The following is a 20,087-nucleotide window of genomic DNA, read 5'->3' as shown; positions in this document are numbered from 1 at the left end:
CCGTGCGCTCTCCAAGGTCTTAATCCCTATGCAGGAAATTAAACTGCAGGACTTGAAGCTTAAGTCGCCGACCGAGCTGCTTGCCTTCGCGGAAGAACACGAAGTCGAGAACGCTTCGATCATGCGCAAGCAAGAGCTGATGTTCGCGATTTTGAAACAGCTGGCGAGCCGCGACATCGAAATCGTTGGCGAAGGCGTCATCGAAGTCTTGCAGGATGGCTTCGGCTTCCTTCGCTCGCCCGATGCGAATTATTTGGCCGGTCCCGACGACATTTATGTTTCGCCGTCGCAGATCCGCCGGTTCGGCTTGCGCACCGGCGATACGGTGGAAGGGCTGATTCGCAGTCCCAAGGAAGGGGAGCGCTATTTCGCGCTGCTTAAGGTCAATACGATCAATTTCGAGGATCCGGAAAAAATCCGGCATAAAGTTCATTTTGACAATCTGACTCCCCTTTATCCGGACGAGCGCCTCAAGCTCGAGGTGACCGACCCGACGAGGAAAGATCTCTCGGCGCGGGTCATCGATATCGTGGCACCCATTGGCAAGGGACAGCGGGCCTTGATTGTTGCGCCGCCGCGAACCGGCAAGACGGTGCTCTTGCAGAATATCGCGCAATCGGTCACCGCCAATCATCCCGAATGCTATTTGATCGTGCTCCTTATCGACGAACGGCCGGAGGAAGTCACCGATATGCAAAGGTCGGTGAGCGGCGAAGTCGTGTCATCTACGTTCGACGAGCCTGCCGTGCGGCATGTGCAGGTCGCGGAAATGGTCATCGAAAAGGCCAAGCGTCTGGTCGAACATGGCCGCGACGTGGTGATCCTGCTCGACTCGATTACGCGCCTGGGCCGTGCCTACAACACCGTTGTTCCGTCTTCCGGCAAAGTGCTCACCGGCGGCGTCGATGCCAATGCCTTGCAGCGTCCAAAGCGGTTTTTCGGCGCCGCGCGCAATATCGAGGAAGGCGGCTCGCTGACGATCATCGCGACGGCGCTCATCGATACCGGCTCACGGATGGACGAAGTGATCTTCGAGGAATTCAAGGGCACGGGCAATTCGGAAATCATTCTCGATCGCAAGGTCGCCGATAAGCGGACCTTCCCCGCGATCGATATTACCCGTTCCGGCACCCGCAAGGAGGAGCTGCTTGTCCCGCCCGACATTTTGAAAAAGATGTATGTGCTGCGCCGCATCCTCAACCCCATGGGAACGGTCGACGGGATCGAGTTCTTGCTGGGCAAATTGCGGGAAACGCCGAAAGGCAATGCGACTTTTTTCGAGTCCATGAACACGTAATTCAAGGACCAGGATTAGCCAGCCAGCAAATCCTCGGCGGACGATTTTTCACGCATCGGTTTGTTGTGCAGACGGCGCTCCCAATCGAGCGCCTGGCGGACGATTGTCGGCAGATCATCGTATTTTGGCGTCCAGTTCAACATCGATTTGATGTGGCCGACGCCCGCGACGAGCGAAGCAGGATCACCCGGACGGCGCGCCGAAATCTGCACCTTAAAATCGATGCCCGAGACCTCCTTGACCACGTCGAGGACTTCGAACACCGAGAAGCCCTTGCCGTAGCCGCAATTGCAAATGAGACTTTCGCCTCCCTTGCGCAAATGCTCGAGCGCCATGAGATGCGCCGCGACGAGATCGGTGACCTGAATATAGTCACGAATACAGGTCCCATCCTTGGTTGGATAATCATTGCCAAACACTTCGAGGCCAGGCCGGAAACCGAGTGCGGCTTGTACCGCGACCTTGATGAGATGGGTTGCTTGCGGGGTCGATTGCCCAAGGCGTCCCTTCGGGTCCGCGCCAGCGACATTGAAATAGCGCAGGATCACGTAGTTGAGGCCATGCGCCTTGCCGGTATCCTGCAGCATCCACTCGGTCATCAGCTTGGAGCGCCCGTAGGGATTGATCGGGACAAGCGGATCCGTTTCGTGAATGGGGCTGCTCTGAGGTTCGCCATAAACCGCGGCTGTCGAAGAGAAGATGAAATGCTTGATCTTGTGGCGCGTGGCGCATTCGAGCAAGTTGCGCGCTTTGGCAGTATTGTTGAGATAATAACGCAACGGGTCGGTGACGGATTCGGGCACCACGATCTTGGCGGCGAAATGCGCGATGGCGTCGATACTGTGCTCGCGGAAAATTCTTTCAACGAGCGCCATATCACCAAAATCGCCGACGACGAGCTTTGCTGGCGGTTGCACGGCGGACCGGAAGCCGGTCGACAGATCGTCGAGAACAACAACCTTTTCGCCGGCGTCAAGAAGCGCGAGCACCATATGGCCACCGATATAGCCAGCGCCGCCAGTTACCAAAACTGTCATACTGTCACTCCCGATGGAAATCCTTGGGCGAGGTTCATGCCCGGACTTATCTGTCGCTCACAAATTGTCTCGTCAGGCACCGCTCTAAATAGTTGAAAATATTACGTAAAAACAATCCATAAATGAAGAGGCCAAGCAGCGTATCGCGATCCCGCATCTTTTTAAAGCTATGGCGATATCGAGCCGTTATTGCCGAAAGCAACTACCTTAACCTTATCAAAACTAATGCCAAACATCACGTGACATTGCGCACATCCGGCGAACAACAACCGCGACTTTTCGCCGCCGCGTTTAGCTTCAGATATGGCAAGCGAAAATATTTGCGCAAGCCGGAAGTTCCGTGGCTGGCAGCAATTTGCCGCTCAATGCACCAAATATTGCTGGCTGATTGTTTCGCCGAGCCGGTCATTGTCCTCGACAAAAGTGGTGATGAATTCATGCAGGCCGACCTTGAAAATTTCACTTGTCGTCGCATTCGAGAGGCGGGCCAGGACCTCGTGCGCCTGTGCCTGCGACGCCCCCGGACGGCCGTAAGCGTGGCCGATCGCGTCGAGGAAATGAACGATATTGTCGTAGCAGGCAATCAGTGAGCGCGGCATTTCCTTCTTGAGAATCAGTAGGTCGGCGATGAGCCAGGGCTTCACGCTCTCGCGATAAACCCAATGGTAGGCGGTCAGCGAGGAGACCGCGCGCAGGATTGCGGTCCATTGAAAATAGTCGACCGATCCGCCAACCTCCTCCTCCGCTGGCAACAGGACGTGATACTTCACGTCGAGGATTCGAGCGGTATTGTCGGCCCGCTCCATATAAAGACCAACGCGCGAGAACCAATAGGCATCATTGCGCAACATGGTGCGATCGACCGAGCCGTCGTAGTCGAGCGACGTCTTTTTCACAAATTCAAAAAAGTGCGAGAGCCCCTCGCGGTCATAGCGGCTGGAGCCATTGTTGCTGGCTTCAAACCGCCCAAGCTCGATCCAGGCGCCATTGATCGCTTCCCACATCTCGGCTGTCAGGGCGGTGCGTACCGCCCGGGCGTTGGCCCGTGCGAATTTGATGCAATTGCGGATCGACGACGGATTGTCCGGCGCAAATGTCAGATAATCGATGACGCTGGCTTCCTCGGCGGCGCCGCGGGTTGCCCGGAACCCCTGCGCCGCGCCGGAAGATTCAAGCGCGCTTTCCCATTCCGTGCCAGTGCCGGAATAGCTGACAGGCAAGGTGGCGAGCCTTTGCGCCGCCTTGATGATCCGGGCGAGAAAATCGGCGCGCTCAACGTAGCGCGCAAGCCAATAAAGGTTGTCCGCCGTGCGGGAAAGCATCACCAGCCTCTAGTTCGGGATTAAGCAAAACGGAATGCCGGAGCAATGGCGAAGATCATTCGGCAATGGCGTCACGGAGCAACTTTCTTCAATCATGAAAATATCAGAGGCCGCAAACGAGATACCGGATATCGAGCGATGAGTCTTCACAACTGGCGGCGATAAGACAAGTCCGTGAGGGCCGTATTTTAAGATGATATCATTTGGTTTTGGCCTCTGGTGATGGGGATGTCGTCAAAAATGGAATCCTCGACGATCCAAGTGTCCTTGGTGCCGCCCCCCTGGCTCGAATTCACGACAAGTGACTTTTCCTTCAAGGCAACCCTTGTCAATCCGCCCGGCACGACCCGCATGCCATTCGTGCCGGTGAGCACGAAAGGCCGCAGATCGACATGGCGTGGCGCGATGCCAGAATCGCAAAGCGTTGGTGTCGTCGAAAGCGCGAGGGTCGGCTGGGCGATGAAATTGTCTGGATCATGGGCGAGCTTGGCGGCGAAGATCTCGATCTGGGATTTTGTCGCATGCGGCCCGACCAGCATGCCATAGCCGCCCGAACCGTTGACCTCCTTCACGACAAGTTCGGCCAGGTGCTCCTGCACATAGCGCAAGGCGCCGGGCTCGCGGCAGCGCCATGTCGGCACGTTTTTCAAAATTGCCTTTTCGCCAAGATAAAAATCGATGATCTCCGGTACATAGGTATAGATCGCCTTGTCATCGGCGATGCCGGTGCCGACCGCGTTGGTGATCGTTATATTTCCCGCCCGGTACGCCCTGATCAATCCCGCCACGCCGATAATCGACTCGGGGTTGAACACCTCAGGGTCGAGAAAATTGTCGTCGATCCGCCGGTAAATGACATCGACCCGTTTTTCGCCCTCCGTCGTGCGCATATAAACCACGTCGTTTTCGACGAGAAGATCGCTGCCCTCGACGAGTTCGACACCGAGCTTATCCGCCAGAAAGGAATGCTCGTAATAGGCGGAGTTGAAGCGGCCGGGCGTCAGCACGACGATCGTCGGCTCGTCAGGAGCCGCAGACGGTGCCAGCGACCGCAAGGCGGCGAGCAGGGCATCGGGATAATTTTCGACCGGGGCGACGCGGTGGTCGGCGAAAAGATCGGGCGCGAGCCGCATCATGACCTCGCGGTTTTCCAGCATATAGGAGACCCCGGACGGGGTCCGCACATTGTCTTCGAGAACGTAGAAATCATCCTCGCCGGTGCGGACGACATCGATGCCGGCGATATGCACGTAAATGTCGTGCGGCACCCGCCAGCCGACCATTTCCGGCCGGAATTCATTGTTGTGCGCTACCAGATCGGCCGGGATGCGGCCGGCCTTAACGATCTCCTGTGCGCCATAAATGTCGGCCAAAAATAAGTTCAGGGCTTTCACCCTTTGCATGAGACCGGCCTCAAGGTGGGTCCACTCCGAGCGCAGCATCATGCGCGGAATGATATCGAAGGGGATCAATCGCTCGGAGTTGTCTTGTTCGCCTTCGCCATAGACGGCGAAGGTAATACCGATACGGCGGAACAAAAGCTCGGCTTGCGAACGGCGCGCTGCGAGGACGCCGGCCGGAGTCGCGGCAAGCCAACTGGCGATCTTGCCATACACTGGCCGGATCGCGCCGTTCGCCAAGGTCATTTCATCGAAACAGGGCGTCTCGGGCAATTAACCGCCCTCCCTTTCAGCCGGAATATCGGCCGCGCGGCTTCGTTCAAGGATTGGTTTTTTCATGAGCCCAGACGAATGTGTGAGGTATGACGTCAATTCGAAGCCTCGCTGTTCTTGGGTTCCAAAGTCTTGGGTTCCAAGAGTTGCGATGCCGCTCCCATGGACGAAGCGGCGAGCGAGTAGCTTTCAAGCATATCCTATGCCAGGGGGGGCAAAAAAACCAGTCTGTGGACGCTGATGCACGCCGCTGGAGAGCGGTGCCTTCCAGGGCCGCTTTTGGCTAGCCAAGTGTATTGGCGGCGCCGAGCCAGATCGCGGTGCTGGGGTAAAGCAACAGGCCGGCGCAGGCGAGGGCGACGCCATAGGGGATGCCGGTGGCGGGATCGAGCAAGCGGGCGATCCAGCGCGGCTCCGGAAAGGCGCTAGGTCTTGGCCATTTCCGGAGCCCGAGAAGGATGAGCGCCAGGAGCGCTCCTAGGATGCTGGCAGAAAACGCATAATCGCCGATATGTTCGAACCCGAGCCAGATCGCCGTCGCCGCCGCGAGTTTCGCATCGCCGCCGCCGAGCCAGCCGCGGGCGAACATGAAGAAAGTAAGGACAAGCATCAAGGCGCCACACGCAAGATGCCAGGCGATTTCCGCCGCGGTCAGGCCGCAGGCGATCGCCATGCCGATGAACAGGACGGCGAGGGCGAGCGAGATGCGGTTTGAGATCGTCATGGTTAGGAGATCGGAGATGGCGGCAAACACCATCAGCGCGGGAAAAAAGAGCAGCGTCGCGGCTTCAAGCATAAGCGCTCCGAGAATTGATTATCCAGCACGGCCCGCAACCACTTTCGCGGCCGTTCAGGTAAAGCCTTCCGCGACGGCTGCGAATCTGGCTGACAGAGCCGAGCCACCCAGGGTTATGGCAGCGACGATCACGAGCGCGATCAAGCCGCCGATGAGAGCATATTCGACGGCCACAACGCCGGATTCGTCGCGCGCAAACCCGATGAATAAAGCCGGCATGAGGAATGCTCCTGGCGGTTTCGCTGCCCCCGCCGCGCCAAACTTTGACACTCCATCCTTGAAGGCGGTGCCTCGAAATCGCACGGAGAGGGCAAGTCGCGGCCTGGATTAGGTTAAGGCGTCGGCAATTGTCGAGAATTTGCTCGAAACATTGGTGCCGAGCAGGCGCACGGAGGCGATGATGACGACGGCGATCAAGCCGGCGATGAGGCCATATTCGATAGCCGCGACACCCGACTGATCGGCCATAAAACGGCGGAACATATTGTTGTTCATACTTCTACTCCTGTTGTTTGATGCCCGGCCAGGCAATGCTGGGCGGCTGACGGGAAGCTTGGCGCGGCCAAGGCAGGCACGTCGTTCTCAGGTCAAGGCGTTTGCGATGGTTGAGAATTTGCTGGAAACACTTGTTCCGAGCAGGCGCACGGAGGCGATGATCACGACGGCGATCAAGCCGGCGATGAGACCATATTCGATGGCCGCAACACCCGACTGATCGGCCATAAACCGGCGGAACACATGACCCATAATGCAATCTCCTGAATTCTATTGGACAAAAATTCCAGCGCCGTAATAGATTTTGGTATCCCTGGAATTGTAGGAAGATATAGGACGGAGTTTTAGATAGAATAAACAAATACGATTGTAATTTACATTCAAAAATCATTCAATTTGTATTTGTTTTACTATTCGATAATATTGTTTTTGCAGAGGCCGAAGCGTGCTCTTCTCCCTACGTCAATTTTGGAGAGACCTTCTCCAAAACGATCAACGCTTCCCTTAATCGGCATACCGCCGGCAAGGCCGCGTAACTTTGCCCGAGCGTTTCGGGAACCCTTCAGCTCCGGCGTGGGTTTATTCTTTGGATAAGCAAATTTTTTGCGCGTCCGGCGTCTCCATCGAGTCGGGGCGGGTGTTATAAAATGATACGAATCAGGTATTTGCAACTCTGCATTGTATTTAATGGTTGATTTTTGCGCGTCTTGATTGTAGTTTGGTTGTGCTCTTATGGGTTGTGGGAAGATTCGCCATGCTCCTTGGATTGATCCGGCGCCGCACCGAATGGAAAGCGGCAATCGCGGCCGATGCCCGCCGCCTCATCGAAAACTTCAACGACCGGGCCTATTTCGAGGCGCGTGACCGGATCGGGGGGCGCTGCCTCGACGGCACACGTCATGCGCGTTATTGGACCGCTGTGAAACTCGAGATCGCCCGGCGGCAAGGGATCGCGATCGGCCTTATTGGCGCCGATATCCGGGGATAAAAATTTTTTTCGCGTAGGGAGCGCGCAACTGCAAACGGGCGAAGGTCGCGAAAGAATGGTCATGCGAAGTTTCGCCGAGAGAGCCGAAGGTTCTCGAATTTAGTATTTTAAGCGGGAGGAATCCGGAGGCATCGCCAGCTCTAGAAAGGAGCTCGACATGACTTCGATTGCGTTCCCAATTGATCTTTTGATTATCGCTTGGCTCGGGAGTCTCGGGCTTTGGCTTGAATCCATCAATGGCAAACAGGGGTTTTTTGACGAGTTCCTCGCGCCGGCGCCCCTCGCCGCCGTGGGGTGCTTCATGATCGCCCTCGAGACGCTCGCGCAATAAATTTGGTTCCATCGGACGGGACCGGAGCACTCTGAAAAGTTGAAACTTTTCGGATTAAGAGTCCGTTCCGCTGTCCGGCGGTGCCGGAAGCCGATTGGCATTTGTCCGTGGCAGGCTGGCGGAAGCCGCGCCGAGCCATGGCGCCCATGCCGTTTGGGCGAGGCGCATCCAAAACAGAAATGGATTTGCGGCCTCGGCATAACGGCCGAAAGCTTCGAAGGACGGCACCGCCTGCAGGCGGACCGAAAGATGCTCGCTTTCGCCGCCGGGTGAGCGGCCATGGACGATTTCGATATCGAGACGCGGTAATCGCGCGGTGATCCGGGTTTCGTCCAAATGGGGTTCTTCCATGGATCCTCCAGCGCGCCCAATATATCCGCGCTCTCTATCGCATAAGTGATTGATATTACAAAATATATTTTACTTAAGCTCGACGGAGACCCTGATTCCGTCTACCTCTGGCTCTTGCCGGATAGCCGGGAACTTAGGTCGAACAACGCGGGGGGTTACGATCCGTCAGGATGGCCCAAACCGACGTCAAAACGATTTTTAGGTCAAACCACAAAGACCGATTACTTACATAATAAAGATCGTCTTCACTAAGACCAGTCGCCATTGCCTCTGTGGAGCTGCCAAGGTGGTTACGTTGCGTCAGCCCGAAGACACCGGGTTTGACATTGCGAAAGACCAGAGGCGGCTCGTCCTGTGACCTTTGCAGGTGTTCAAACAATGAAAAGGACGGACCGACAAGCGACATGTCCCCCTTGATGACATTGATTATTTGCGGCAGCATATCGAAGCCAGATCTCCGCATAAAGCGACCAAGCTGTGTCACTTCCCGCTCGCCGTTCTCCGAAACGATAAAAGTGCGGAACTGCAGCCTGGCGAACCGCTTCTTATTGCGACCCGGCCGCATTGTCCTGAGAACAATCGGGCCACTAGATTCATATTTGATTGCCGCGGCAGCAAGAGCAAAGAGGGGAACACTCCAGAAAAGGAACGCCCAACTAAGACCAATATCCAACGCGCGTTTGCTGAAACCGTAAGCGACGTCGCCCATGTTCCAGGAGGCTAATAAGAATCCAAAAGCCTCCTTTAGCTTCCAAATTTCGCCTGGTATTTGATCAACGTGGCTCTGCCACTCTTCTGCAAACCGCTCGCGCTGATTCTCGGGAAGCTGGCGGACAGCGCATCTAATGATCGTGTTTATTAGCCGAGGCGTCCAAGCCTTGAATTCATCTGCGAGCTGCCGTGAGATTGCCTGTCCAACAATAGCTCCAAGAATAGCAAGGATTGCAAGAATCAATCGCCCAATCAGCTCCACGCGAGCCTCCCCATAGTCGGCGTAAGATCGCGGGCAAGCTCTTGAAGATTCTTCGCTCCAGCGGCGGTTATTCGATAATAGCGACGGCGCGGTCTCCCTAGCACGGCTGGATTTTCGACTTCCCACCGGCTCTCTAGCCAACCAACCCCCTCGAGGCGACAGAGAATCGGATAAAGTGTGCCGGAAGCAAGTCGCGTATCCTTGGCAATTTCCGCACCCGACAGTTCCCGCAATGGGTGAGACACCAAAGCTCCGAGAACCTTGAGCGTCTGCGTTGATAGCCTTAAGTTCTTATCCATAGTAGCGAAGTCTACATAGGGTTGGCCTAGTTGTCAACTCACTCCGACATAAGGGACTAGCGCGTTTCCCAATCTCACGGCTGGCCCCTATCGCGGCGGAATCGTGGATGTCAGATCCCAATCGGAGGGCTTGCCCTCCGGAACGAAGGCGCCATCCTCGCGCATCGCGCCGCGCACCGGCTCGGGGGGAACCGGTGCATAGGCCCGCGCGGCGGGAGTGCGTGCCGCGGCGGCGAAATAGGCGTCAGGAATGCGGGCGGACGGCGCTGGCCCAGGCCCCGCATGAAATGCCAAGGCGTCGCCTTCCGGATGTCCGGCTTGGGCGATGTCGATATCCTCGTCGATCTCCGGCGGATTGGGCAGGCCATCGCGAGGCGGCCCCGGAACCGGACTGGGGCGCAGCTGCGGGCGGCAGATCCGGCGCGGCCCGCTGGAGGTGTTGCCATGCAAGGCGAGATCGACATGGATATGGTTGTAATGAAAAATATTGGAGCCAGGGCCGAGCACCGTGGTGAAGGTGGTGCAGGCACCGGAATGGACGTCTTGCAAAAAAGCCCGTGTTTGGTCATCGCCACGCATCCAGTCGCGGACAATCGTAATCTGCCGCCCGTCCGTCAGGCGAAATCCGCCAATGTCGAGGGCGTTGCCAAACGCATGTTCGGACAGCCGCGCGCCCCATTGGTTGTTCATGCTCCGGCAGCTGTAGGCGCCCATGGAATCGATCTGCGCGACCGGCGTGCCGAACCGCGCCAGCGCCGCAGGCTGGACCACGTCCGTCAGCCACGCATTGAGCGCCGCGATCATCGGACAGTCGAGCGTATAGGCCGAATTGAATTGCACCGCGCCATCAAGGAGCGCACTCACCTTGAACGGCCGGGTCAGGCCGCAGATGCCAGGGCCATCGATTTCGCGGGCGGGCTGCACATAGGCCGAGACATGAACGAGTTTTTGCGCGACACAAGCAGCTTCCGCCTCGCCACGCCACGCGGGGCGGCGCGGCCGCTCATAGTTCGAGCAGCCGGTCAGCGCCAGCATCAAGGCTGCCGCAACGGCAAATGGCAGAACGCGACACGCCATGGGCAAGACATGCGCGCAATATCTTAACCGGCGCTAAAGCATTTCGGTTAATGAATTTGAAACAGCCCGCCCCGGACACGCAACGATGCCAAGGATCGAGGTCACGCCGGACATCGCCATCGAGGAAAGCGAACTGCAATTTTCCTTCGCCCGCGCGAGCGGACCTGGCGGCCAGAATGTCAACAAACTCGAGACGGCGGTGCATCTGCGATTCGACGTCGCCGGGTCGGCGTCGCTCGGCGAGGCGTTGAAAATTCGCCTGCGGCGCCTTGCCGGGGCAAGACTAACCAAGGAAGGCGTGCTGGTCATTTTCGCGCAAGCGCACCGCTCGCAGGAGCAGAACCGCCGCGCGGCGCTTGAGCGCTTGCTGGCCTTGATCGCGGCTGCTGCGGAAAAACCGAAAAGACGCGTCAAAACCCGCCCGAGCCTTGCATCCCGTCTGCGCCGCGTCGAGAGCAAGGTCCGGCGCGGCGAAACCAAACGCCTGCGGGCACCTCCGTCAGGCGGATAAATCTTGCCCTTCGCCGCGCCGAAAGCTTCGCGCGAGGATCATAAGCTTTGGTGGAAGCCCAGCCGCACTGCTAAAGAGTGATAAATTTGCAGTCGAAAAATAAAATTCGACTTTTCATATTTTATTATCTTCACAAAATGGCCGGATTATGCGAACGTAAGCATAACATTTACGGAACAGAGGGGAACTCCAGATGAACAAGCCAGAAGCTTTGGCTGGCCGGCTCAGCCAGCTTTCCACCCGCAAAAAAAATCCGAAACCCGTTGAAATTTCGGAGATTGTCGAGGGCGCGCAAGGCACCGCCACCTATATCGCGCAAATGACGGGAGAACTCGCCAATCTCGCCAATGGCGCGCGGTTTCAGAGTTTGGCGCATCTCCTCGCCAGGGCACAGCTCGAAGCCGAACTTTGGTCGCGGCAAACGACATGAAAAGGCGCGTCAGCGTTCGCAAGCCTGGCGGCGGCTCGCTGCCGAGCGATCTTCGCAATCCTCCATCTACGGCTCGTGACCTGCACCCCGCCCGTGGCTGGTTGCGGCACTTTCCCGGTTCTCCCGCCCCTTGAGCTGCCCCTTGCCTGCGGCCTCGACGGACCGACACTGCGGGCTTGCGCGGCAATCCGCCGCTTGAAGCCTTGAGTTTGGCGGCCTCTTCGCCCCGCTCGACGGGAGATATGAAAAAGACTATAAAGGAACTATAAAAAAACCTCATAACAAATCGCTATGTTCCGGGCCGCTTCCTCCGATGCGGCGTGTTCATACGCGTCCAACACCCCTCCCGCCGGATCGCCAAGGGAGCCGCGAGAACCGCCACGAGCTCTGGTGGCGGGGCTTTGCGGACCGCGAAACATTCTCTTCCGTCTTGGCCTTCCCCCAGCAAAGGAATTGTTCAATGCATCTTGGAAAGCGCTCGATCGCTGAATTTCTTGGCACCTTTTGGCTCACTTTTGGCGGCTGCGGCGCCGCGGTGATCTCCGCCGCCTATCCGCAACTCGGGATCGGTTTTGTCGGTGTCGCGCTCGCGTTCGGCCTCACCGTGGTGACGATGGCCTACGCCGTCGGACATATTTCCGGCGCCCATTTCAATCCTGCGATCACGCTCGGCCTCTGGGCCGGACGCCGGATTCCGTTCCGCGATGTCATTCCCTATATCGTGTTCCAGGTTGCCGGAGCGATCTGCGCGGCGGCGGTGCTCAAAGTCGTGGCGGAGGGCCACCCCGGCTTTGTGCTAGGCAGTTTCGCCGCGAATGGTTTTGGCGAATTGAGCCCCGGTCATTATTCGCTTCTGTCCGCCGCTGTCATTGAGCCGATTCTGTCTTTCTTTTTCATTCTTGTCATCATTGGGGTCACTTCGCCCGGCGCGCCGGCTGGCTTTGCGCCACTCGCGATCGGTCTGACCTTGACCCTCATCCATCTGATTTCCATTCCGATCACCAACACCTCGGTCAATCCCGCGCGCAGCACCGGCCCGGCGATTTTCGCCGGCAAGGCCTATATCGAACAGCTCTGGTTCTTCTGGCTCGCGCCGATCTCGGGCGCCGTGATCGCCGGCGTCGTCGGCGGGGTCTTGTTCCGCCGCGAGTCCGACTAGCCATCACGCCCGCATCCGTGAAGCCGCCCGTGAGGCGGCTTCACGATTGCATGCTGGAAACGAGCCCAAATCACTCTTCGTCTTTCATGACCCTTGGAAATGGAACGAGGACTCGTGCAAGCAAAAGTGAGCGTCTGCGGGAGCGCCGCCTTCTGGGCCACGCTTGTTCTCTACGGGTTTTCCAGCACCGAGCCTGCACAGGCCGCCCCTTTCGCCTATGTGGCGAATACCGACTCCAACACGGTTTCGGTGATTGACACGGCCACCAATGCTGTCGCGGCAACGATCCGGGTGGGAAAAGCGCCGGTCGCGGTGGCCGTATGCCCGGACGGGACACGCGTCTATGTCGCAAATCAGAATGACCACACCCTCTCGGTGATCGACACGGCGGCCAATAAGACCATGGCAACGATCCCGGCAGGACGGTTTCCGGTGGGGGTCGCGGTCACTCCGGACGGAGCCCGCGTCTACGTCGCGAATTTCAGCATCGCGAGCCAAACGGTCACCGTCATCGATACCGCCGCCAAATCGCTGACCGCCACGATTTCCGTGGGGACGAGCCCCAATGGGGTTGCGGTCGCTCCGGATGGCGAGCACGCGTTCGTGGCGAATGCAGTGTCCAACACGGTCTCGCAGATCGCCACGCCGTCCAACACGGTGGTGGGCACGGCCGGAGTGGGGAAATCGCCTTTGGCGGTGGCCGTCACGCCGGATGGAAAACATGTCTATGTGGCGAACGCCGCCTCCGACACGGTTGAAGTCATCGACACCGCCGCCAACTCTGTCCGCGATGCGGTCCGGGCCGGCCGCCGCCCGGTCGCTTTGGTCATCATGCCGGACGGGGACCATGTCTATGTGGTGAACGAATTCTCGAACACAGTTCGGTCATCGCCACGGAGACCAACACCATCTCGGGCTCGATCGCGGTCGGCGCGAAACCCATGGGCATCGCCCTGACCCCGGACGGAACCCGCGCCTATGTAACCAACCGGGTCGCCAAGACTGTGTCGGTGATCGATACGGCCACCAATCTGGTGACGGCGACGGTGCCGGTTGGCGCCTCGCCGCAAGGCATTGGCATTGTTCCGCCCCCGCCAAGGCGGTGATCTTTTCCCTGCAGCGCCGGGACAAGCTTTTTCCTGCAAAGACCCGAATTCGAGAAATTTACCATACGGTCTTGCGGAACGCAGCACGAACGTATATCGTTCGTTCACCGTTTGTGCAATACCGATTCGCGTAGCCGTGGAATTTTCTTGAAAGGAAAACACAGCGCGGGAAAAATGCCGGTGCTGTACGGGGGGCGGCAAAAAGGGGCCCGGCAATGTTGACAAAAAAGCAGAGCGAATTGTTGCGCTTCATTCATGAGCGCTTGAAGGAGACGGGTGTTCCCCCCTCCTTCGACGAGATGAAGGATGCCTTGGATCTTCGCTCGAAGTCAGGCATTCACCGGCTTATTATTGCGCTCGAAGAACGCGGCTTTATCCGCCGTCTGCCCAATCGCGCCCGTGCCCTCGAAGTGTTGCGCTTGCCAGACTCCTCGACGCCCGCGGAAGGCAACCGGAGCAAGAGATTTGCGCCGAGCGTTATCGAAGGCACGCTCGGGCGGGTCCGCACCTTGCCGCCGAGCGCCCCGGACGAAGAGTTTGACCGCGCGATGATCTCGATCCCGGTGATGGGCCGGATTGCGGCGGGCACCCCGATCACGGCGCTGCAAAATCGCAGCCACACGATCAGCCTGCCGCCCGACATGTTGCCGCCAGGCGACTATTATGCGCTCGAAGTCCGCGGCGATTCGATGATCGAAGCCGGTATCTTCGACAGCGACACCGTGGTCATCCGCAAGCAGGACACCGCCGAGACCGGCGACATCGTGGTCGCTCTGATCGACGATGAGGAAGCAACGCTCAAACGGCTGCGCAAGCGCGGCGCCTCGATTGCCTTGGAGGCCGCCAACCCCGCCTATGAGACGCGCATCTTTGGGCCGGACCGGGTCCGTATCCAAGGCAAGCTCGTCAATCTCGTCCGCAAATATTGAGTTTTTGACAGCGGATGCGAGCGGAATTCCCTCTTTCATACCCTAGGGACTGAGCGTCGCGGGAGCGCCAGTCGAGCCGGTGATGCTCTGTCCCGCCATCGATTTTCCCGCTGCCGTCACTGGACGGGAGCCGCCGATTTTCACCGAGCCGGTGTAGGTGACGGCTTGGCCCTTGAGATCGTGGCCGTTCAAGGTGAGTTTGTAGGTGCCCGCGAGAAACGCGCTACCGTCGGTGCGCTTCAAATAACTATAGCCGTTGCTGATATATTGCCCGTAGACCGCGGTCGCGGTGACCGGCGCTGAACCTGGCTCTGTGAGCATGACGCTGTCGAGAAGCGCCGGTTCCAGAAAGATATGCGTCAAAATAAGGTAAGCTCCTGGCTCAGTCCCGGGAGCCCATTGGAATGCGCGCCCGATCGCGGCGGTTGGCGCGGCCGAACTGCTGGCGCGAAGGAGCAGGGCGCCTGCAATGCTTGTCGAACGCGGATAGGCAACGGCAGCGAGAAGCTGGGTTGTCTCAAAACTATTGTACGACCAATAGGCCATCCCGGCCGGCGCGGCTGATTTGCCTCCCGACGTGGGCGGCCAGGTGGTGCCAAAGCTGTTCTGAATTAACAGCGCCCCGGTATTTCCAGGGGTTCCCGCTTTGTCGTTGTAGCCGACGACCAATTGGCCATGCCCCGAGGGAGGCGGCACTGTCGCCGTCTCATAGATCACCCCGTTCTGAAACTGCGGCGTCTTCCCATAACCGCACAGCACTTTGCCCGAAAACGCAACCGCCTGACCAGCGGAGATAAATTGCTTGATGAGATCGACGGCGGCGGCAGGATTGGTATCGATATGGAAAGCGGCGTAGCTGCCGATCAGGAAGTTTTGCATTCCTGGATAATTGTTCGGGAAATCCGGCTGCTGGGGAATCGTGTCGAGATAGGTGCAGTCGGCCTTATACGGCACCTGGCCGCGCGTCGGAGCGCCAAGCGAGACGAGTTGCGCGAGATAGCCGAGAGCCAGGGAGCCTGTGGGACAGGCGCGGTTTTCCTTGAGATGCTCCAATTCGTAAAGATAGGCGGCACTGACGGAAAATTGCGGCAGCGCCGGATTCCACTTCGGCGAGCCATCCGGCTTGAGTGCCGCCGTATAGGAACCGAGCCCGTAGCCAAACGACTGCGCCTCGCAACTGCCCGGCGAGCCGGGACTTGCGGCGGTTCCTTGTTGTGACACCGCCGGCAAATTGCTGAGGAACGCCTGCGGCCCCAGTTTGGGCGCTGCCAGCGGAGGAATATGAAACGCGGCGGGCGGCAGCGCCTGCACCGAGGCATCGAACTCGGCGGAATTTAGCAATGAGCCGAAGGGAGCCGAGTCCTCGCAGGGGCTTTGCGCGCGGACCTCAGGAACGCCCGCACCCATCGCAATGACGGCGCAAGCTAGAACGAAGACCAGTTTCGAGCCGGGAGTCTTAGCGGTGTTGTGGCTGCCTGGGAGAAAAGAAAGCGATGGGCTGAAATTCCTGTTCCCCAACATTTATGATCTCAATTTTAAAAGGACGGGATTTTAATCATTCAACAGTTTCGTATCGAGACGGACCGGGGAGTTCCGTGGTCTATTTGCCATCATAGTAGGCAAAGAATTCTGCGGCATCAAGCAGCGGGAAAGCGCAAGAGAAAGACGAAAGCCACCGCCGGCGCGATGTCTTCATCGTACCGATTTGTACACATTTTCAGCGCGATTCTCCCTCTCTCAGTGCCGCGTCATGGATAAAGCCCCGTTCCATTTCCGGCGCTTGATCGTACCAAAACGTTTCACGTGAAACGATTTGGTGCGATCGCTCCAATGAAACGGCGCTAATCCAGCGGCGACTCGTCACTGTCTTCAGTGGACTCCGGCTCGTCGCCAGCGGTTTGGCCGTCCGCAGATTTTGCCGTTGCCAGCTGCGGCGGGCTTTTGCCCCAGCCCCGCTTGGGCGCGCGGGACCAGGGGCGGTCTTCGTCCGCCGCGCGGACCGCCAGCGTCGTGACCCCCTTCGGGCCGAAGGAAAACGTCAACGCGCCAGTCTGTTTGAGTTTGTCGCGATCAATGACGAGGCGCGCGGCGCAGCCCATCGGTGCGAACAGCGGCGTCACGACGATATTGGCGCGGGTGCAATCCTCGGCGAAGGCCGCCCGGTCGAGGATGAGCGAAATAATTTTGCCATCGCCAAGCGCGCCGGTGCAGCCGAGTTTGTCGCAACGGGATCTGACCAAAGCCTCGGCGGCGGGACGCCCGTCGGCATCGGCGCGCAGCCATTGCTCGGTGGCAAAGGCGTTGCGGCCGCGCCCGATCACCGCGAGCTTGCCATCGGCCGCGCGATAGGCCACCGCGTCGCCGGTTGGCGCCACCGCCATGTCGAAGGACGGCCCCGCCGCCGCACCCAAAAGGCCGATCATCAAAAGCGGGAGCGCCGTCGCCCGCAACAGCGCCGTCCGCCACAAGACCGAGGACAGCACCGCGAGGCTGAGAAACACGATCGCCCAAGGCGCGAAGGCGGGAAGATGGATCGTCGATCCGGGAAAACTGCCGATGGTGCGCGCCGCCCACATCACACCGTCGATGCCAAGCCCGACATAGCGCCAGACAAACGCATCGAGGCCGAGCGGATAGAGCAGCGTGCCCAACAGCGCGCCGGGCACCGCGAATGTCTCGATGACCAGCAAAGTTAGCGGATTGCCGATCAGCACATAGGGGCTGAGTTCATGGAAATTGTAGGCCATGAACGAGGCGGTGGCGGAGGTCGCGCAGAAGGTCGCGAACAACAGGCCGAGCGGCCCCCGCCACAGATGCTGTTTCAGCGACACGAGGGCCATGCGTGTGCCATCGTCGGAGGGCCGGGCACGCAGAGGATTGCTTTCTTCGCGGCTCAGCGCCACCGCGCTCATGCGGGCTTCATAGACGGCGACGAGCGCCGCCACAGCTGCGAAGGACAGCTGGAAGCTGGCGCCCATGATCGCTTCCGGCTGGATCAAAATGACGAGCGCGGCGGCGATGGCGAGGTTGCGCATGGTCAGCGCCTGCCGGTCGAGCAGGACCGACGTCAGCATGATCACGGTCATGAACAAAGCGCGTTCGGTGCCGACCCGCGAGCCGGTCGCAAGATCATAAAAGATCGCCCCGGCGATGGCGAAAAGCGCTGCCCATTTCTTGATCGGATAGGCGAGCGCCAGCGTCTCGCTCAGCGCCAGTAGCCGCCGCAAGCCGACAAAAAAGATCGCCGCGACGAGCGTCATCTGGACTCCGGAAATCGTGATGATATGAAAAATCCCGGCCTCGCGGATGATCTCCTTGGCTTCGCCGGACAGAAGATCGCGTTTGCCGGTGACCATCGCCGCCGCAATCGCCCCCGAGTCGCCGCCAACGATCGCATCGATGCGGCGCGCCAGCGCGTTGCGGCCGCGATCGATCGCCATCGTCACCGATGCCCAAAGGCCCGGCGACACGGGCGCCGCGACAACCTCGATACGCCCCAGCACATTGCCGACGGCACCGAGCTGCGCGAACCAGGCGTCTCTTGCAAAATCATAGCCGCCGGGCAGGCTTGCGCGGGCGGGTGGCAGCAGCCGCGCCTTGAGGCGGACAAAGGTGCCGGCCTCGAAGGGCGGTGCCCGCCGCACCGTCAGCCGGACCCGGACGGGAGTCTGATCGGGTGCGAGGCCGCTCGCCGATTGTACACGCAGCAAAAAGCGGGCACCGGTGCGGCGGAAATCCATTTCTTCGATAAAACCGTCCAGTGTCGCGATTTTGATCCTGTCGAGGACCGGCGCGGCGACTCGCGCGGTGCGCAATGCTGCCGACAGTTCGCCCGCGAAGAGCGCGCATAGGCCGCAAAGGATGAAGAAGGCGAGCCGGTTTCCTTTCGCGAAATAGGCGAGAACGCCGGAGGCCACGGCGGCGCATTCGATGAAGAAAAGAGAGGGCTCGCGGTCGGCGTAAAGGTAGAGGACGACCCCGGCGCCCGCCGAAACCGGAAGCCACAAAAAAGGGCGCCGGAGCGCCGCCTCCGTCTCAAAAGCCTGTTTTAAAAGCGCGAAGAGAACCGCGAATTTGAGGCCAAATTTTTCCGCAAGGCCCCCCGCCCTGCCCAGGCGTCCCCCGAAAATTGCTGTTTCAGACACTCCCGCCATGGGAGTATGTTAGATTGGTTTTATTCGTTATGAAATTGGAAAAGTGTTCATTCGTCATATACTGCGCGTGGGCGGTGGTAGAGCACCTTATTCGCCGTTGTTAGATTCCACATTTAATCCCTCAGCCAGCATTATCGGCGAAGCGGGCGCGACCCTGTCACTATTCGCATGACCAAGAAACCGAAAAGGCCCATTAAGGCAGCGGCAAACGATCATATAATTCCGCCCGCGATTCCAATCGATGCGCTATCCAACCTCATATTCGAGCGCGATGAAAAGAGCGCTGGGGAGATCGCTGCTTATGCGCAAGGTCAATCGCGAAATGAAACCGTCACCCATGCTGAAAAAGTGATGACACAGCATGTGCTCGGTCGAAAATACGAATGCTGGGATGTTCGCACAGATAAGGCACGGTTTTGGGTAATCACGTCGCCAACGAACCTCTATGATCAAATGCTCTTTCCAAGCCTCGACTACACTTTGTCATTTCACATCGGCCTTATGGCGCGCGTCATGGCCCGGCACGAGCCGAGAGCGGGGAGCTTGGAGCAAATTACGATGCCCGCCGTGTGGCGAAAATGGGAGCAGGCGGGACAGGCATTAGACAAGGCCGAAGAACCAGAAGATTTCCAGACTGTGGGTATGCGCTGCCGCGAGTGCTTAGTGGCAATGGTTCATGCGTTGAAGTTGCCGACAATGGTCCCCGCGAATGTTGAACCACCACAAAAGTCGAACGTAGTTGAGTGGTGCGAGCTTATCGCCAATCATGTAGCCCACGGCTCCAGTGAGGAAACGGTTCGGGTTTACTTGAAGGCAACTTCAAAAGCGGGCTGGGCTCTGGTTAATTGGCTTACCCATGCACACGGTGCAACGCTCGCTGATGGCATGTTTGCGCACGAATTGACGCAGCACATCTTAACCCTTTTTGGAACCGCAATGCTACGTCATAGACAGGGCGTCCCAGACCGTTGTGAGGCCTGCGGATCGTATAAATTTGAATTGTGGTCCGATGAGCCCGGCATCCCGATGAAGCCGCGCTGCTCCTCCTGTGGATGGATGAAGGATGAGCGCAGCAAATAAGGTCTTTGTTGTTATCAGATTCCGCCATTCACCCCACGTTGGGTATTAAGGGCGTTCTTCCAAACGCTTTTGGCATCAA

At 58.6% G+C, this 20,087-nt stretch carries 22 protein-coding genes; 10 read left to right on the top strand and 12 right to left on the bottom strand.

Features of this window, described 5'->3' with window-relative positions; all coding sequences use genetic code 11:
- Positions 1-28 precede the first annotated feature (28 nt).
- Complete coding sequence (gene rho, locus QEV83_RS12145; RefSeq protein ID WP_280127992.1) at positions 29-1,297, top strand: transcription termination factor Rho; 1,269 nt, start codon at positions 29-31, stop codon at positions 1,295-1,297.
- 14 nt (positions 1,298-1,311) lie between these two features.
- Here rho and galE read toward each other — a convergent pair whose 3' ends face one another.
- The 7 genes from galE to QEV83_RS12110 all read right to left on the bottom strand — a co-directional run bounded on the left by galE (position 1,312) and on the right by QEV83_RS12110 (position 6,872).
- Positions 1,312-2,334 (bottom strand): UDP-glucose 4-epimerase GalE, encoded by a 1,023-nt coding sequence (gene galE, locus QEV83_RS12140; RefSeq protein WP_280127991.1) that lies wholly within the window; start codon positions 2,332-2,334, stop codon positions 1,312-1,314.
- Positions 2,335-2,696: 362 nt separating this feature from the next.
- The gene (locus QEV83_RS12135) at positions 2,697-3,656 is read right to left on the bottom strand and encodes an alpha-E domain-containing protein (RefSeq protein WP_280127990.1); all 960 of its coding nucleotides are present in this window, start codon (positions 3,654-3,656) and stop codon (positions 2,697-2,699) included.
- Positions 3,657-3,844: 188 nt separating this feature from the next.
- Positions 3,845-5,302, bottom strand: coding sequence for a circularly permuted type 2 ATP-grasp protein (locus QEV83_RS12130; RefSeq protein WP_280131042.1), 1,458 nt, complete (start codon positions 5,300-5,302; stop codon positions 3,845-3,847).
- 310 nt (positions 5,303-5,612) lie between these two features.
- Positions 5,613-6,125 (bottom strand): prepilin peptidase, encoded by a 513-nt coding sequence (locus QEV83_RS12125; RefSeq protein WP_280127989.1) that lies wholly within the window; start codon positions 6,123-6,125, stop codon positions 5,613-5,615.
- Positions 6,126-6,179: 54 nt separating this feature from the next.
- Positions 6,180-6,344, bottom strand: a complete 165-nt coding sequence (locus QEV83_RS12120) for a Flp family type IVb pilin (RefSeq protein WP_280127988.1) — start codon at positions 6,342-6,344, stop codon at positions 6,180-6,182.
- A gap of 108 nt (positions 6,345-6,452) precedes the next feature.
- Positions 6,453-6,620, bottom strand: a complete 168-nt coding sequence (locus QEV83_RS12115) for a Flp family type IVb pilin (RefSeq protein ID WP_280127987.1) — start codon at positions 6,618-6,620, stop codon at positions 6,453-6,455.
- A gap of 87 nt (positions 6,621-6,707) precedes the next feature.
- Complete coding sequence (locus QEV83_RS12110) at positions 6,708-6,872, bottom strand: Flp family type IVb pilin (protein WP_280127986.1); 165 nt, start codon at positions 6,870-6,872, stop codon at positions 6,708-6,710.
- A gap of 502 nt (positions 6,873-7,374) precedes the next feature.
- Here QEV83_RS12110 and QEV83_RS12105 point away from each other — a divergent pair.
- Both QEV83_RS12105 and QEV83_RS12100 read left to right on the top strand, forming a co-directional pair.
- On the top strand, positions 7,375-7,608 hold the full coding sequence (locus QEV83_RS12105) for a hypothetical protein (RefSeq protein WP_280127985.1): 234 nt from the start codon (positions 7,375-7,377) through the stop codon (positions 7,606-7,608).
- A gap of 157 nt (positions 7,609-7,765) precedes the next feature.
- On the top strand, positions 7,766-7,939 hold the full coding sequence (locus QEV83_RS12100) for a hypothetical protein (protein ID WP_280127984.1): 174 nt from the start codon (positions 7,766-7,768) through the stop codon (positions 7,937-7,939).
- Between the two features lie 54 nt (positions 7,940-7,993).
- Here QEV83_RS12100 and QEV83_RS12095 read toward each other — a convergent pair whose 3' ends face one another.
- The 3 genes from QEV83_RS12095 to QEV83_RS12085 form a co-directional block, all read right to left on the bottom strand.
- Positions 7,994-8,290: a hypothetical protein gene (locus QEV83_RS12095; protein WP_280127983.1), complete on the bottom strand. Its 297-nt coding sequence runs from the start codon at positions 8,288-8,290 to the stop codon at positions 7,994-7,996.
- A 133-nt stretch (positions 8,291-8,423) separates the two neighbouring features.
- Positions 8,424-9,263 carry a sugar transferase gene (locus QEV83_RS12090; protein ID WP_280127982.1) on the bottom strand — a complete coding sequence of 280 codons (840 nt, stop codon included), beginning with the start codon at positions 9,261-9,263 and terminating at the stop codon, positions 8,424-8,426.
- A gap of 386 nt (positions 9,264-9,649) precedes the next feature.
- Positions 9,650-10,639, bottom strand: a complete 990-nt coding sequence (locus QEV83_RS12085) for an extensin family protein (protein WP_280127981.1) — start codon at positions 10,637-10,639, stop codon at positions 9,650-9,652.
- An 85-nt stretch (positions 10,640-10,724) separates the two neighbouring features.
- Between QEV83_RS12085 and arfB the strand changes: the two genes are divergently transcribed.
- The 6 genes from arfB (at position 10,725) to lexA (ending at position 14,774) form a co-directional block, all read left to right on the top strand.
- Positions 10,725-11,150 (top strand): alternative ribosome rescue aminoacyl-tRNA hydrolase ArfB, encoded by a 426-nt coding sequence (gene arfB, locus QEV83_RS12080; RefSeq protein ID WP_280127980.1) that lies wholly within the window; start codon positions 10,725-10,727, stop codon positions 11,148-11,150.
- 193 nt (positions 11,151-11,343) lie between these two features.
- On the top strand, positions 11,344-11,580 hold the full coding sequence (locus QEV83_RS12075) for a hypothetical protein (protein ID WP_280127979.1): 237 nt from the start codon (positions 11,344-11,346) through the stop codon (positions 11,578-11,580).
- A gap of 460 nt (positions 11,581-12,040) precedes the next feature.
- Positions 12,041-12,739, top strand: a complete 699-nt coding sequence (gene aqpZ / locus QEV83_RS12070; protein ID WP_280127978.1) for an aquaporin Z — start codon at positions 12,041-12,043, stop codon at positions 12,737-12,739.
- Between the two features lie 114 nt (positions 12,740-12,853).
- The gene (locus QEV83_RS12065; RefSeq protein ID WP_280127977.1) at positions 12,854-13,696 is read left to right on the top strand and encodes a YncE family protein; all 843 of its coding nucleotides are present in this window, start codon (positions 12,854-12,856) and stop codon (positions 13,694-13,696) included.
- Complete coding sequence (locus tag QEV83_RS12060) at positions 13,681-13,845, top strand: hypothetical protein (protein ID WP_280127976.1); 165 nt, start codon at positions 13,681-13,683, stop codon at positions 13,843-13,845. The genes QEV83_RS12065 and QEV83_RS12060 overlap by 16 nt, the downstream gene beginning before the upstream one ends.
- Positions 13,846-14,060: 215 nt before the next feature.
- Complete coding sequence (gene lexA / locus QEV83_RS12055) at positions 14,061-14,774, top strand: transcriptional repressor LexA (protein WP_280127975.1); 714 nt, start codon at positions 14,061-14,063, stop codon at positions 14,772-14,774.
- A gap of 42 nt (positions 14,775-14,816) precedes the next feature.
- Here lexA and QEV83_RS12050 read toward each other — a convergent pair whose 3' ends face one another.
- Positions 14,817-16,295 carry a hypothetical protein gene (locus QEV83_RS12050; RefSeq protein ID WP_280127974.1) on the bottom strand — a complete coding sequence of 493 codons (1,479 nt, stop codon included), beginning with the start codon at positions 16,293-16,295 and terminating at the stop codon, positions 14,817-14,819.
- Between the two features lie 320 nt (positions 16,296-16,615).
- Complete coding sequence (locus tag QEV83_RS12045; RefSeq protein WP_280127973.1) at positions 16,616-18,928, bottom strand: ComEC/Rec2 family competence protein; 2,313 nt, start codon at positions 18,926-18,928, stop codon at positions 16,616-16,618.
- Between the two features lie 168 nt (positions 18,929-19,096).
- On the opposite strand from QEV83_RS12045, the gene QEV83_RS12040 reads away from it, so the two are divergent.
- Complete coding sequence (locus tag QEV83_RS12040) at positions 19,097-20,008, top strand: hypothetical protein (protein WP_280127972.1); 912 nt, start codon at positions 19,097-19,099, stop codon at positions 20,006-20,008.
- Positions 20,009-20,087: the final 79 nt, after the last annotated feature.

Origin of the sequence: Methylocapsa sp. D3K7, from assembly GCF_029855125.1 — a bacterium.
In the GTDB taxonomy this organism is placed as follows: domain Bacteria; phylum Pseudomonadota; class Alphaproteobacteria; order Rhizobiales; family Beijerinckiaceae; genus Methylocapsa.
This window is presented reverse-complemented; position numbering and strand designations above follow the sequence as displayed.

Coding starts and splice junctions, on each gene's coding strand:
- rho (WP_280127992.1), top strand. CDS start 29: ATGCAGGAAATTAAACTGCAGGACTTGAAGCTTAAGTCGCCGACCGAG.
- galE (WP_280127991.1), bottom strand. CDS start 2,334: ATGACAGTTTTGGTAACTGGCGGCGCTGGCTATATCGGTGGCCATATG.
- QEV83_RS12135 (WP_280127990.1), bottom strand. CDS start 3,656: ATGCTTTCCCGCACGGCGGACAACCTTTATTGGCTTGCGCGCTACGTT.
- QEV83_RS12130 (WP_280131042.1), bottom strand. CDS start 5,302: ATGACCTTGGCGAACGGCGCGATCCGGCCAGTGTATGGCAAGATCGCC.
- QEV83_RS12125 (WP_280127989.1), bottom strand. CDS start 6,125: ATGCTTGAAGCCGCGACGCTGCTCTTTTTTCCCGCGCTGATGGTGTTT.
- QEV83_RS12120 (WP_280127988.1), bottom strand. CDS start 6,344: ATGCCGGCTTTATTCATCGGGTTTGCGCGCGACGAATCCGGCGTTGTG.
- QEV83_RS12115 (WP_280127987.1), bottom strand. CDS start 6,620: ATGAACAACAATATGTTCCGCCGTTTTATGGCCGATCAGTCGGGTGTC.
- QEV83_RS12110 (WP_280127986.1), bottom strand. CDS start 6,872: ATGGGTCATGTGTTCCGCCGGTTTATGGCCGATCAGTCGGGTGTTGCG.
- QEV83_RS12105 (WP_280127985.1), top strand. CDS start 7,375: ATGCTCCTTGGATTGATCCGGCGCCGCACCGAATGGAAAGCGGCAATC.
- QEV83_RS12100 (WP_280127984.1), top strand. CDS start 7,766: ATGACTTCGATTGCGTTCCCAATTGATCTTTTGATTATCGCTTGGCTC.
- QEV83_RS12095 (WP_280127983.1), bottom strand. CDS start 8,290: ATGGAAGAACCCCATTTGGACGAAACCCGGATCACCGCGCGATTACCG.
- QEV83_RS12085 (WP_280127981.1), bottom strand. CDS start 10,639: ATGGCGTGTCGCGTTCTGCCATTTGCCGTTGCGGCAGCCTTGATGCTG.
- arfB (WP_280127980.1), top strand. CDS start 10,725: ATGCCAAGGATCGAGGTCACGCCGGACATCGCCATCGAGGAAAGCGAA.
- QEV83_RS12075 (WP_280127979.1), top strand. CDS start 11,344: ATGAACAAGCCAGAAGCTTTGGCTGGCCGGCTCAGCCAGCTTTCCACC.
- aqpZ (WP_280127978.1), top strand. CDS start 12,041: ATGCATCTTGGAAAGCGCTCGATCGCTGAATTTCTTGGCACCTTTTGG.
- QEV83_RS12060 (WP_280127976.1), top strand. CDS start 13,681: ATGGGCATCGCCCTGACCCCGGACGGAACCCGCGCCTATGTAACCAAC.
- lexA (WP_280127975.1), top strand. CDS start 14,061: ATGTTGACAAAAAAGCAGAGCGAATTGTTGCGCTTCATTCATGAGCGC.
- QEV83_RS12050 (WP_280127974.1), bottom strand. CDS start 16,295: ATGTTGGGGAACAGGAATTTCAGCCCATCGCTTTCTTTTCTCCCAGGC.
- QEV83_RS12045 (WP_280127973.1), bottom strand. CDS start 18,928: ATGGCGGGAGTGTCTGAAACAGCAATTTTCGGGGGACGCCTGGGCAGG.
- QEV83_RS12040 (WP_280127972.1), top strand. CDS start 19,097: ATGACCAAGAAACCGAAAAGGCCCATTAAGGCAGCGGCAAACGATCAT.